Raw genomic sequence first — 12,448 nt, 5'->3', positions numbered from 1 at the left:
ATGGTTGATAACCCATAAATGAAAAGGAGACGATTGGATGGAACGCATCTTTTTTTTATTAACGGTCATCGGTGTTCCCCTTTCTGTTGCAGGAAGGTTATTTCATTGGCCTGCGACGCCGATGTTTGTCGTTTATTGTGTCACAATTATTGCGCTCGCTAGCTATATGGGACGAGCGACAGAAAGTTTGGCAATCGTGGCAGGTCCTCGCATCGGTGGACTTTTGAATGCGACATTTGGCAATGCTGTAGAATTGATTATATCCATTTTTGCGTTGAAAGCTGGCTTAGTGAGTGTCGTGTTGGCGTCGTTAACGGGTTCCGTGCTCGGCAACTTATTGCTTGTGGCAGGTTTATCGTTTTTTGTTGGTGGTTTGAAATATAAACGGCAATCATTTAACGTATATGATGCGCGTCATAATTCAGGTTTACTAACATTTGCTATTTTAGTTGCTTTTGTCATTCCAGAAGTATTTTCGATGACGATGAATGAACAAAAAACGTTATCATTAAGTATCGGTATTTCGATAATTATGATCGCCCTTTATTTAGCTGCGTTATATTTTAAACTCGTTACTCATCGCGGTGTATATCAACACAAAGAAGATGTAGAAGAACATGAAGAGCCAGAATGGTCAAAAGGAAAAGCGATGCTCATTCTAGCTCTTGCTACTGTTGCAGTTGCTTACGTATCCGAAAGTTTAGTTCATACGTTTGAAGTCGTCGCCCATTCATTCGGATGGAGTGAACTATTCATCGGGGTCATTATTGTTGCCATTGTCGGAAACGCTGCAGAGCATGCTTCCGCCATCATTATGGCATATAAAAATAAAATGAATGTCGCTGTTGAAATTGCGATCGGCTCGACGCTGCAAATTGCGATGTTTGTTGCACCTGTATTAGTGCTCGTTTCCCTCTTATTCCCGACGCACATGGCACTCGTTTTTACGCTTCCAGAGCTTGTTGCGATGGTGACAGCTGTTTTATTAACGATTGTTCTCTCCAACGATGGAGATACGAACTGGTTTGAGGGAGCGACACTTCTTGGGGCGTATATGATTATGGGAATTGGATTTTATTTGTTGTAATCCGTCAGTTGTCGCTGGCGGATTTTTTTTACGGAGAGGATAAATTGTTGACTTTTGAAAAAAATAACGATGAACGATGTAAAAGGAAAGGAGTTTATGCATGAAAAGATGGTTTGCTTTAAGTATGATGTTCATTTTCTTCTGTATTCCAACGGTTAGTGAAGCAACTGTCAAGCTCCCGTCATCGGTTATTGACATTTCAAAAGAAAATACGTATCCGAATCCGACGCAAAATTTGCCGTATTTGCAACCAAGTGAATTAGCGAAACAACTGCTTCAATCGGCGAATGTTAAAATTGAAAATCCGGAATTAATTCGCCTTTTAAACGAATCGTCGATTTCAAGCACACCGTTTGCGATCGGTTATGAAGCAACAATTTATCTAGGACAATGGCCTTTGAATTATGAATCGACGGAAACATCGACGAATTGGGAGTATCAAAAAGTAAATACAAACTTCATTGACAATCGCGGTGGGAAAACAGCAGCGCGACTGACATATCGACAAGAGATGCAAAAACAAGTACGCGGCGGACTGACTGCAAGCATCCCAAATGAAGAAGATGTAAAAAAAATGATGTTACTAACGGCAATGAAAAAGACAAATTTGCCGCTCTCTTTTAGTACGTGGATTGGCATCGGAACAAAAAAAGAACAAGCATATAACGTTCCGCCAAAAAAATTAGGATATTTATACGCCTACGCTCCTGCGGTAAACGAAAAAGGAAAAGTGACATATGGTGAAGTATATATCGTCTTAAAAGGAAAGAAAAAGAGCATTGTTGTGAAAAACGTTACGTCGCAAGGGATTGGTGCTTGGATTCCAGTACAAGACCGCCTATCATTCGCATTTGTCGCAAGCGACGTACCAAGATGATGAAAAAAGCTTGTCGAGCGCCCCGACAAGCTTTTTCGAAAGATAAGAAAGTATCAAATTTCAGATTTAGGAAAGTGTCTAGCTCCAAGCGCCATCGGTGTGATGCGCTCCGCCCCACACTGCTGCGGCGACACGCTGAGAAGCTTTCGGTGAGTTTTCCCCAACTGATTGGTTCGAGCTCTCCTCGGTGGGACTTGTGCGCTCTTCGCGGAACCAAGGATGGCGACATTTTGCCGTTGCCCGCAGGATGCGGGCTGCCTTTAGGCGAAATTGGGGCGCTTTGCGCTTTTCTTATCTTACCGTTTAATTTTTGCTTTTCTTGTTGTAAAATCGACGTCCGGATAGTAGCGATTTTTCACAAGCACGTTCGGCCCTAAACATTTCACCGCAGGGCAATGGCAGTTCAACGATTTGGCTAAGTCAGACGCCATCCATTTGTCATAAGCAGAAAGAAGAGAGTCGGTTTGAATGTTGCCAAGCGTCGGTTCATCGCCAAAATCAGTGACAATAATGTCGCCTGTAAAAATGTTTACATTTAAACGTGAACGTCCATCAGGGTCGTTTCGTACTGTTACATTTTTACTTTCGTATAAACGTTTTAATAGTGCTAAATCTTCTTCGTTGTCGCTACATGGATAAAAAGGTAGCGTACCAAACAACATCCATACGTTCTCGTCCCGTATATCAAGTAAATGATGAATCGTCTCACGCAATTCATCTAATGTTAATGTTTCTAAACCGCTAGCAAAGTCGCTCGGATACATCGGATGTACTTCATGACGTTTACAGCCCATTTCGTTTACAATTTGGCGATGAATCGTTTCTATATGTGGACGCGTCCGTTTATTTAACATTGTTTCAGCTGAAACGATGACCCCCATGTTTGAAAGGGCACGCGCATTTTCGATCATGCGTATAAAATAGCGCTCGCGTTGTGCGACAGTCGGCTTTTTCTCCATCATCGCAAAGCCGCCTTCAACGAAATCATCGATCGTACCCCAATTATGCGAAATGTGCAAAACGTCTAAGTAAGGAATAATTTTTTCATATCGTTCTAAATCGAGCGTTAAATTTGAGTTAATTTGTGTGCGCACCCCGCGTTCGTGTGCATATGTTAACAACGGTACGACGTATTGCTCGACAGATTTGAGCGAAAGCATCGGCTCACCGCCTGTAATGCTTAACGAGCGCAAATGTGGAATTTCATCGAGGCGGCGAAGAAGAAGATCGAGTGGTAGCGCCTCAGGATCTTTCGTGCGCAATGTATAACCAACAGCGCAATGTTCACAGCGCATATTGCAAAGGGTCGTTGTTGTAAACTCAATATTCGTTAACTGCATGCTTCCATACTGTTCGACGTCCATATATGCTTCCCACGGATCAAACGTAGGAGTAATCGCTTGACGCAATAATGTTCCCATAACGAATCTCCTTTATTTTAAAAAGTAGGACTAACGATAATTATGCAAATGAAATGGAACGATTGTCAACGATGTTGCGATCGTGTACGATAAAGAAAAAGCGAGGTGACGATGTTGGGCAACGCAGTATCAGTTCAAAATCTACAACTATCCTATTTAAAAACGCGCTTAAATATGTTTCTCGAAGTGCTTGAAGCCATCGATCCAGAAACGACGGAGTTAGAAGATATTGACCGTCTTATTCAAATGATTGATGATTTAGAAATGAAATACGAGCGGTTTAAAAAAGATTGGGAAAAAAGTCGCTAAGCGGCTTTTTTTTGCGTTTAAAAAAGATGTATAATACAAGTGGATAATTCGAAAAATTGTTACATATTGAACAAAGGGGAAGGGACATGGTGATGGAAAAGTTTCAAGAAAGTATGTACAAGCTAATTGTTGAAACGTCAACAAAGTTGCCAAAAGATGTACGACGTGCCATTGCGAAAGCAAAACTGCGTGAAAACGCAGGAACGAGAGCAGCGATGTCACTTGCTACGATCGTGCAAAACATTCAAATGGCCGATGAAAATGTATCACCGATTTGCCAAGATACAGGGTTGCCGACATTTAAAATTAAAGTGCCGGTTGGGGTCAATCAAATTGAAATGAAAGAGGCGATTCGTCGAGCGGTTGCTCAAGCAACGAAAGACGGGAAACTGCGTCCAAACTCGGTCGATTCATTAACAGGTGAAAATAGCGGCGACAATTTAGGGATCGGGTTGCCTGTCATGAAATTTGAACAATGGGAGAAAGATTACATTGACGTTCGCTTAATTTTAAAAGGTGGCGGATGTGAAAATAAAAACATTCAATATAGCTTGCCTTGCGAGTTGGAAGGGCTTGGTCGCGCAGGCCGCGATTTAGATGGCATTCGTAAATGTATTTTACATGCGGTATACCAAGCGCAAGGGCAAGGCTGTAGCGCAGGATTTATTGGCGTTGGGATCGGCGGCGATCGTTCTGCGGGGTACGACTTAGCAAAAGAACAACTATTTCGTCCTGTTGACGATGTCAATCCGAACGAAGATTTGCGTAAACTAGAAGAATACATTATGGAAGCTGCCAATAAACTCGGCATCGGAACGATGGGATTTGGCGGAGAGACGACGCTTCTTGGCTGTAAAATTGGCGTCATGCACCGCATTCCAGCCAGCTTTTTCGTCTCTGTCGCATACAATTGCTGGGCGTTTCGCCGTTTAGGCGTCATCATTGATCCGCACACAGGCGACATTCAAGAATGGTTATATCAAGAAGGAGAAAATGTCGATTTCAAACAAGAAGAAACCGAAATGACAAGCGAAGCTCGTGAAGTTGTGCTTGAAGCGCCAATTACAGAAGAGCAAATTCGCTCGCTAAAAGTAGGCGATGTCGTTCGCATTAACGGCATGATTTATACAGGACGCGATGCGATTCATAAACATTTAATGGATCACGATGCTCCTGTTGATTTAAACGGTCAAATTATTTATCACTGTGGGCCGGTTATGTTAAAAGATGAAAACGGCAAATGGCATGTCAAAGCAGCTGGTCCGACGACAAGCATTCGTGAAGAGCCGTATCAAGGAGAAATTATGAAAAAATTCGGCATTCGTGCTGTCATCGGAAAAGGTGGTATGGGGGCAAAAACGCTCGCCGCGTTAAAAGAACATGGCGGCGTGTATTTAAATGCCATCGGTGGTGCAGCGCAATATTATGCTGAATGTATTCAATCAGTAGAAGGCGTCGACTTTTTGGAATTCGGTATTCCGGAAGCGATGTGGCATTTGCGTGTGAAAGATTTTACAGCTGTCGTCACGATGGACTCGCACGGAAATAGCTTACATGAAGATATCGAAAAATCGTCGCTTGAAAAATTAGCTCAATTTAAAGAACGTGTATTTTAATGGAAATCCGTCTAGCGTTAGCTAGGCGGATTTTTTATGCTTCTTTTTGCACAACCTATCATTGAAATGAATATGGAGGTGCAAGCAGTGAAAAAAACGATCGTCTTCTTTCTCTTCTTTTTATGTTTGCCGTTTAGTCACATAGAAGCAATGTCATGGGGATTTAAGCGAAGTGAAAATCATCTCCCTCCTTCTGCAGGAAAACAATTAGATGAACTACTTGCTAAATACGATGCGTTTTATTTAGGTAATCCAACAAAAAAATATATTTATTTAACGTTCGATAACGGATACGAAAATGGTTATACGGCACAAATTCTAGACGTACTCAAACAAAAAAGAGTTCCCGCTACGTTTTTTGTGACCGGCCATTATTTGCAATCTGCCCCCGACTTAGTGAAACGGATGGTAAACGAAGGGCATATTGTTGGCAACCATTCATGGCATCATCCTGATTTAACGACCGTTAGCGATGAAAAATTGCGTGAAGAGCTTGAGATGGTTAGAAAAAAAACAGAGTTGTTGACGGGGCAAAAACATATGCGTTACATCCGCCCTCCGCGCGGCATTTTTGATGAACGCACGCTTGCGGTCGCACGAGAACTTGGCTATTACCACGTCTTTTGGTCATTAGCGTTCGTCGATTGGCACATTCACGATCAAAAAGGATGGCAATACGCTTACAACAATGTGATGAAGCAAATTCATCCCGGTGCCATTATATTGTTGCATACAGTATCTAAAGACAATGCCGATGCGCTTGCTAAAATTATTGACGATTTGCGAAAAGAAGGATACGTTTTTAAAAGCTTAGACGATTTTATGCTTGAAAAAATGGACGTCCCTTCTTGGCTTTTTTCCCTTTGACGATGTGCAAAGGGATTTGTTTTGATACAATGGGAAAGGGGAGAGATGGTAATGATTCATGTTCAGCCTCCATACGATTTTACGCGAGTATGCGAACGGCTCGCAAACGATCCGCTTATACGTATTCATCATAACGAAATCACCGTTCCGCTGTATGTGAACGAAAAGCCGCTTCTTGCGTGCGTGAAAAGCGTTGGAACAAAAGAGAAACCTGCGTTTGTCGTGTCGTGTGATAACGAACAGCATAAAGAAGAAGCGATCGCGCGCATTTCGCGCATTTTTCATTGGGACAGATCACTTGCGCCTATTCACGACCATTTTATGCAAACTAATTTGCGGGACTTGTTTATCGCTCACGAAGGAACACCGCTCGTATTAGAATTTGATTTATATTTTTGTTTAATGAAATGCATTATTCACCAACAAATTCATATGAAAGTGGCTCATCGGCTAACGGAACGTTTTGTCCATACATTTGGTGAGCGTCTCGGGGATGTATACATTTATCCGCGGCCTGAGCGCGTCGCCAATGCTTCATATGATGAATTGCGGGCTTTGTCGTTAAGTGAGCGAAAAGCGCAATATATTGTTGATATTTCACGTCTTATTGTAGAAGGGAAGTTGCGTTTAGAAGAGATGCATTCGCTTTCCGATGAAGAAGTAGCGAAACAGCTTCTTTCCATACGCGGCATCGGTCCATGGACAGTGCAAAACTTTTTATTGTTTGGTTTAGGTCGTCCAAATGTGTTCCCGAAAGGAGATGTTGGCTTGCAACGAGCGATTGAACGATGGTTTCAGCTTGATCATCGTCCGACAGCAAAAGAAATGGAAGCATTTAAACAAATGTGGGAACCGTATGCAAGCTACGCAACATTTTATTTATGGAGAAGTATCGAATAGGAGAGAGAATCATGCTACAGCAAGGACAACAATTTCCACTAACGATTAAACGGCTCGGCATTAACGGGGAAGGAGTCGGCTATTTTAAAAAACAAGTCGTGTTCGTTCCGGGAGCGCTTCCGGGAGAAGAAGTCGTCGTCCAAGCGACGAATGTGTATCCGACGTATGCGGAAGGCAAAATCGTACGCATAAGAAAACGGTCGCCACATCGTGTTAAGCCACTTTGTCCTGTATATGACCGATGCGGTGGCTGCCAACTGCAACATTTAGACTACAACGCGCAATTAGAAGCAAAGCGCGATATTGTCATTCAAGCGCTTGAACGGCATAGCCGACTAAATATTGAAGCGCTCGATATTCGTCCGACGATTGGGATGGACGATCCGTGGCATTACCGCAATAAAAGCCAATTTCAAACAGGAGTGAAAAAAGGGCGCGTCATCGCTGGACTCTACAGCATGAACTCACACGAACTGGTTGACATTGACCGTTGCTTTATTCAACATGATGCCACAAATCGCGTCACAACGGTCGTCAAAACGATTTTTCAAGATTTGCGCATACCGATTTATCACGAACGGAAAAAAACGGGTGTCGTGCGCACAATCGTTTCTCGCGTTGGTTTTTATACAGGAGATGTGCAACTTGTCATTGTGACAGCAACGAAAGAATTTCCGCGCAAAGAACTATTTGTAGCGGAAGTGAAGCGGCGTTTGCCAGAAGTGAAATCAATTGCGCAAAACATAAACGGGCAAAAAACATCGCTTATTTTTGGCGATGAAACGATCGTTCTCGAAGGGGAACCGTACATTCAAGAAGTGCTTGGCGACTTATCTTTTGAACTATCGGCTCGCGCCTTTTTCCAACTCAATCCGATTCAAACGGTAAAACTATACGATGAAGTAAAAAAAGCAGCAGCGCTCACGAAAAGCGAGCGCGTCGTCGATGCATATTGCGGCGTCGGCACAATCGGGCTTTGGCTCGCCCGCGAGGCGAAAGAAGTGCGCGGCATGGACACGATTCCCGAAGCGATTGACGATGCACGCCAAAACGCCGAACGCCACGGCTTCACCAACGTCACGTATGCGGTCGGAAAAGCAGAAACATTGTTGCCAAAATGGGTGAAAGAAGGCTGGAAGCCCGATGTTATCGTCGTCGATCCACCGCGAACAGGCTGTGACAACGCTTTGTTAAAAACGATTTTACAAGTGAAACCAAAAACGGTCGTGTACGTTTCCTGTAACCCATCAAGCCTCGCCCGCGACATCGACACACTTGCGAAACAATACCGTGTCGAATACATTCAACCGTTTGACCTTTTCCCGCACACCGCGCATGTCGAAAGTGTGGCGAAGTTGGTGAGGAAGTAGAAAGGCGCTCATAGGGAATCTTTTTATGCATTCGTACGGGCGTAGAAAAAAGGAAGGCTTTTTTGTAGAATGAAAGTATTCGCAAAATAATGAAGATAGAGGGGAAACGTTCATGAAAAAAACAGTTCGTGTCGTAGGGGCGGTTATATTTGACGACCAAAATCGTGTGTTGTGCGCACTTCGGTCGAATACGATGTCACTCCCTAACCTTTGGGAATTTCCAGGTGGGAAAATTGAAGAAGGGGAAAAGGAAGAAGAAACGTTAGTAAGAGAAATTCATGAGGAATTAGGGTGTACAATCCAAGTGCATGAAAAAATTGAAGAAGTGCATTATGAGTACCCTCAAGTTATCGTCAATTTACTCACATATAAAGCAACAATTATTGAGGGAGAACCGAAAGCGAAAGAACATGCTGAATTAAGATGGGTGCCACTCGGAGATCTAAAATCTCTTGAATGGGCACCCGCAGATATTCCGACTGTAGACGTTTTATTAGCGAATAAAGTCAATATATAAATCTTCCGGCACGGGATGATGTAGGCGCCATGTGATGCTCATCGGCTTATCTCCGTAGCTTGATACGTAATCGACTTCACCGAGATAAGTGAATGGCAATGTCATTCCGTGCAAGTCTTCAAACTTTCGAACAAATAGGTGAATATGAATTCCAAGTTCTTTATGACGAATAAAATTTTGTCCGACAGAAGAATGATGGGACGTTTGATTTTGGCTTTGCCAATGGAAATGTTTTTGGTCGAGAAAATAATCTTTGTAATGTAAATGTTCTTTCACTCTTTCCGATTTATTTAAATTGACGAACAGTAAATAATGATTTCTAACTTTACTGACTCCTTCTCGCCACGATCCTTCTTTTACTTCTGCTTCAAATAAGAAAATTAAATCGTTTCTCGTATAGTTTTGATAAAGAGTAAGCTTTTCTCCTTTAGCTAAAAATCTTTCGGGGCGATATGTTCGTCTAAATTCAATAAGCCCGTAATCAATACGGTCTTTCATGTAATTGAAAAACTGTTGGTTTTCTGTTAACTCAAGAATGTCGTCATTCAGTATAAATTGGTGCCCATTTCGTTGTCCAAACGCCCATTTTTGTTTTTTATACGGCAACGCTAGGCGGTCCATCGATTGCATAATCATTTTTTCGTGTTTTTCTAATGGCACATCTACAGCAAACTTTTTGGAAAGTTGTTTTACAACATCTTCACAAGACACAACCTTTTGCAAAAAAGCTAATTGCAAAACAGCAAAATCGTAAGGCCATTTGATCGGAAGTTGATTTTCTAGCCGTTCAATGCACTCACACATCAATGGGTGGTGTAAAATCATTTGATCAAGCTCGTTCATATCATTCATTTTTTCTTTTGTTTTGACCCATGAACGATACTTATATATAAAGAACGTTAAGGTTGGCGATTGTTCGTAATATAAAAAATCTAATATTTCTGGTGACCGTCCAAGTTCATTTTTAAATTGTTGATATAGCATTTTTAACATATCTGTCGAGTTCATTTTAATGGAGTCAATACGGTCTAAAATTTCTCTTTGTGTCACAGGATCTAAATCGACATATGCGCCGCCTGGTAGATCGGCAAATTCGTGTGTAATTGCAACACGGAGGGAATCTTTATCAAACGCTTTGTCGTTCAGTTGCCCAGCGAGAGCGAGCGGAATCATAAACGATTTTTGGTAATTTCCTACAAAATCCAAAACCGTCACAAACTCTTTTCCTTTTACTTTTCTTAGTCCTCTTCCTAATTGTTGAATAAATACAGTCGATGATTCGGTAGGTCTTAAAAATAATAAAAGATTTAAACTTGGAATATCAATTCCTTCGTTAAAAATGTTAACAGTAAAGATGAATTCAAGTGGATCGTCTGGATTTTCTAGTCTCTTTATAATCTGTTCACGATATTCCACGCTATGTTCACCAGTTAAGTATGTTGTGCAATATCCGCGTTTATTAAATTGTTCACTCATATATTTTGCATGTTCAATATTTACGCAAAATGCAAGCCCAATGATGCGATCACCATCGTAACCATATGTACGAATCATTTCGATAATAAAATCTGTTCGTTCATTTGTTTTTAAAGCTTTCACAAGCGACGCTTCATCAAACATGCCGTTTTTTAATGGAATTTGACTATAGTCCACCGTACGATCTGAAATGCCAAAGTAGTGAAATGGTGCAAGCAACTGTTCTTCTAACGCTTCTCGTAAGCGTATTTCATATACGACATTATGGTCACAAATCGCCAAAACGTCTCTTCCATCCATTCTTTCTGGTGTTGCTGTTAAGCCGAGTAAAAATTTTGGTTGGAAATAGCGAATAACTTTTTGATATGTAGGTGCTTCGGCATGATGAAATTCATCGATAATTATATAGTCAAATTCATGTTGCCCAAACTTTTGCAACGTTTCATCTTTAGATAGCGATTGAACGGTGCTAAATAAATACGGTTTATGGAATTGTTTTACTGTCCCTGTAATTTTCCCAAATAGATGATCGTTACCTAGCACATGTTTGAACGTTTCAATTGCTTTATCTAGCAATTCTTCACGATGAGCGATAAATAAAAGCTTTTTTGGATCATATGCTTTTACGTCAAAAGCTGCTAAATACGTTTTTCCAGTTCCAGTAGCAGCGATAATGACTCCTTTTGTATTACCACTTTTTCTTGTATGTTCAAGGTTTTTTAATGCTTTTTTTTGCATATCATTCGGTTTCACATTTGATGTAACGATATATTTTTCTTTTGGCTCAGCAGCTAGAGGTTTGTTTTCCTCCCTTATTGTTTGTTGTTTATATTTTTGAATGAAGGCGTGATCAAGAGAAATCGTGTCTGTATGATCCCATATTTTCTCAAACATTTGCTTTGTATGCTCATAAATCGGTAAAAAGCTTGTATCCGGTAGCTTCACATTTAGCTCATGTCCGTTAATAAGGGCTGAGTGTGAAATGTTTGATGAGCCTATGATTACTGTATTTAATCCTGAACGTCGATGAAACATATATGCTTTCGTATGAAAAGATTGTTGATGCGTATCAATTATTTTTACTTGTACGTTTGAAAACTGCATAAGTTTTTCAAGCGCTTTTGGTTCTGTAATGCCTAGATAGGTCGATGTAATGATACGTACAGGAATACGTTCTTTTTCAAGCATAAGTAATGGACGAATCAATAATTGTAGTCCGGACATCCGAATGAAGCTAACCATCAAATCAACAGAGTCAGCTGTCAGCATTTCATATTTTAATGTTTTGAAGAAGTTTTTCATTGTATGTTTGTCATTATATAGTAAGTGTAATCTAGATAAGAAAAAGTCCTCTATAATTGGTATTTCTCGTTGTCCATATGTGTATGTGATCATAGAGAGCGGCAAGGAAAAAGAATCGTTGTTATTTGATACTAATGCAGAAATGTGTTGAGTTAATCGAATGATTTCATCAAAACGGTTTTCTTCAGCCAAAGTTTTTAACTTATGAGCAAGTTGTTTGGCAGAATGAAGAACGAGAACCTCAATATAATCTTTCGGTGATAGACGTTGTATAATGCTTGTATCAGGATATTGTTTAGCAAGAAGTTGTAGTTCCTCGAAAAAACTTTTATCCATAAATAAAACCACCTAACGAATGTTTTATAAAATTTTACCATGATATATGTAGTTATTCCATTATTATATTGAAAATGAGTCAGTCAAGACTTTGTGGAGAACATTTTTTCGGTTCACTACGGGTGTTGTCAATCACTAGTTAGCGAACCATTTTCAGGAATTGATATCGTAAGCGCTTTTGGACTCTCATCCCTCATCTTGAAGTGATGATATTGTATTCCATTTTTTTACACCCAACCAAAATCCCGAAGCGCCGACAACGCTTGATGGATCGGCGTCCCGGATGACCGCTGCAGACACGGTAGATTCTGACGCACCACATCTGCCCACAACCGTCCTGCCTTCCGTTTGGCCTGTTCAACCCGCTTGG

The 12,448-nt window shown here is 41.0% G+C and carries 10 protein-coding genes and 1 pseudogene; 8 read left to right on the top strand and 3 right to left on the bottom strand.

Annotation, left to right across the window (positions count from 1 at the left end; translation table 11 throughout):
- The first annotated feature begins 37 nt into the window (after positions 1 to 37).
- Both cax and LH47_RS06090 read left to right on the top strand, forming a co-directional pair.
- On the top strand, positions 38 to 1,087 hold the full coding sequence (gene cax / locus LH47_RS06095) for a calcium/proton exchanger (protein ID WP_043965634.1): 1,050 nt from the start codon (positions 38 to 40) through the stop codon (positions 1,085 to 1,087).
- Between the two features lie 124 nt (positions 1,088 to 1,211).
- Positions 1,212 to 1,964 (top strand): YfkD famly protein, encoded by a 753-nt coding sequence (locus LH47_RS06090; protein ID WP_235341072.1) that lies wholly within the window; start codon positions 1,212 to 1,214, stop codon positions 1,962 to 1,964.
- Between the two features lie 296 nt (positions 1,965 to 2,260).
- Here LH47_RS06090 and yfkAB read toward each other — a convergent pair whose 3' ends face one another.
- Entirely contained in the window at positions 2,261 to 3,385 is a 1,125-nt protein-coding gene (yfkAB, locus tag LH47_RS06085; protein ID WP_043965628.1) for a radical SAM/CxCxxxxC motif protein YfkAB, read from the bottom strand.
- 114 nt (positions 3,386 to 3,499) lie between these two features.
- On the opposite strand from yfkAB, the gene LH47_RS06080 reads away from it, so the two are divergent.
- The 6 genes from LH47_RS06080 to LH47_RS06055 all read left to right on the top strand — a co-directional run bounded on the left by LH47_RS06080 (position 3,500) and on the right by LH47_RS06055 (position 8,964).
- A complete protein-coding gene (locus LH47_RS06080; protein ID WP_043965626.1) occupies positions 3,500 to 3,694 on the top strand; it encodes an SE1561 family protein in 195 nt (64 codons plus the stop codon).
- Between the two features lie 92 nt (positions 3,695 to 3,786).
- A complete protein-coding gene (locus LH47_RS06075) occupies positions 3,787 to 5,310 on the top strand; it encodes a fumarate hydratase (protein ID WP_043965695.1) in 1,524 nt (507 codons plus the stop codon).
- Between the two features lie 36 nt (positions 5,311 to 5,346).
- Entirely contained in the window at positions 5,347 to 6,177 is an 831-nt protein-coding gene (gene pdaA / locus LH47_RS06070) for a delta-lactam-biosynthetic de-N-acetylase (protein ID WP_152619597.1), read from the top strand.
- 51 nt (positions 6,178 to 6,228) lie between these two features.
- Positions 6,229 to 7,077, top strand: coding sequence for a DNA-3-methyladenine glycosylase family protein (locus tag LH47_RS06065; RefSeq protein WP_084221265.1), 849 nt, complete (start codon positions 6,229 to 6,231; stop codon positions 7,075 to 7,077).
- Positions 7,078 to 7,088: 11 nt separating this feature from the next.
- Complete coding sequence (gene rlmD / locus LH47_RS06060; RefSeq protein WP_043965622.1) at positions 7,089 to 8,447, top strand: 23S rRNA (uracil(1939)-C(5))-methyltransferase RlmD; 1,359 nt, start codon at positions 7,089 to 7,091, stop codon at positions 8,445 to 8,447.
- Positions 8,448 to 8,559: 112 nt separating this feature from the next.
- Complete coding sequence (locus LH47_RS06055; protein WP_043965618.1) at positions 8,560 to 8,964, top strand: (deoxy)nucleoside triphosphate pyrophosphohydrolase; 405 nt, start codon at positions 8,560 to 8,562, stop codon at positions 8,962 to 8,964.
- On the opposite strand, the gene LH47_RS06050 is transcribed toward LH47_RS06055, so the two are convergent.
- Together LH47_RS06050 and LH47_RS15115 are read right to left on the bottom strand one after the other, a co-directional pair.
- Entirely contained in the window at positions 8,941 to 12,078 is a 3,138-nt protein-coding gene (locus LH47_RS06050) for a DUF3427 domain-containing protein (protein ID WP_043965617.1), read from the bottom strand. The genes LH47_RS06055 and LH47_RS06050 overlap by 24 nt on opposite strands.
- 227 nt (positions 12,079 to 12,305) lie before the next feature.
- Positions 12,306 to 12,448: pseudogene (locus LH47_RS15115) on the bottom strand (UPF0236 family protein); the annotation flags it as partial.

The organism is Anoxybacillus thermarum (genome assembly GCF_000836725.1).
Taxonomy (GTDB): Bacteria; Bacillota; Bacilli; order Bacillales; family Anoxybacillaceae; genus Anoxybacillus; species Anoxybacillus thermarum.
The sequence above is the reverse complement of the archived record's forward strand: the minus strand, read 5'-3'. Positions and strand labels throughout refer to the sequence as shown.

Excerpts from the sequence above, each read along its gene's own strand:
- LH47_RS06075 (WP_043965695.1), top strand. The coding sequence starts at position 3,787 with ATGGAAAAGTTTCAAGAAAGTATGTACAAGCTAATTGTTGAAACGTCA.
- cax (WP_043965634.1), top strand. The coding sequence starts at position 38 with ATGGAACGCATCTTTTTTTTATTAACGGTCATCGGTGTTCCCCTTTCT.
- LH47_RS06090 (WP_235341072.1), top strand. The coding sequence starts at position 1,212 with ATGATGTTCATTTTCTTCTGTATTCCAACGGTTAGTGAAGCAACTGTC.
- pdaA (WP_152619597.1), top strand. The coding sequence starts at position 5,347 with ATGCTTCTTTTTGCACAACCTATCATTGAAATGAATATGGAGGTGCAA.
- LH47_RS06050 (WP_043965617.1), bottom strand. The coding sequence starts at position 12,078 with ATGGATAAAAGTTTTTTCGAGGAACTACAACTTCTTGCTAAACAATAT.
- LH47_RS06055 (WP_043965618.1), top strand. The coding sequence starts at position 8,560 with ATGAAAAAAACAGTTCGTGTCGTAGGGGCGGTTATATTTGACGACCAA.
- LH47_RS06065 (WP_084221265.1), top strand. The coding sequence starts at position 6,229 with ATGATTCATGTTCAGCCTCCATACGATTTTACGCGAGTATGCGAACGG.
- rlmD (WP_043965622.1), top strand. The coding sequence starts at position 7,089 with ATGCTACAGCAAGGACAACAATTTCCACTAACGATTAAACGGCTCGGC.
- yfkAB (WP_043965628.1), bottom strand. The coding sequence starts at position 3,385 with ATGGGAACATTATTGCGTCAAGCGATTACTCCTACGTTTGATCCGTGG.